General features: G+C 47.8%; 1 protein-coding gene. It reads right to left on the bottom strand.

The genetic code is table 11. From position 1 onward, the window contains the following. Positions 1-142 precede the first annotated feature (142 nt). The coding region (locus IV91_RS19880; RefSeq protein ID WP_411464116.1) for a hypothetical protein at positions 143-253 on the bottom strand (111 nt) is incomplete at its 5' end.

Here is a 253-nt window from a genome sequence, read left to right as displayed (position 1 = left end):
CAGTTCAGGTAACTCTGGGGGGTGTAATTTGTACGAGCTCAACGACCTTTACATCAGGAATCCAGCGGCAAGGGCTGAGATAAATGAGGTGTTGATAAGGCGTGGCATCTGGGTTAATGGGATATATGGTTGGAATTTTCGTTCACGTTCCAGAAGTAACGCGAGATCCAATATACTCTGCCCACGCATTCATGAGTGGCCTGCGCTGTTCCAGTAAATCGGTGCGGTGATAGGCTGCTTCAACCTTGTTTTT

Source organism: Ferrovum myxofaciens (genome assembly GCF_000735045.1).
Lineage (GTDB): Bacteria > Pseudomonadota > Gammaproteobacteria > Burkholderiales > Ferrovaceae > Ferrovum > Ferrovum myxofaciens.
Note: the sequence above shows the minus strand (reverse complement) of the source record. Positions and strands in the feature narration are given on the sequence as shown.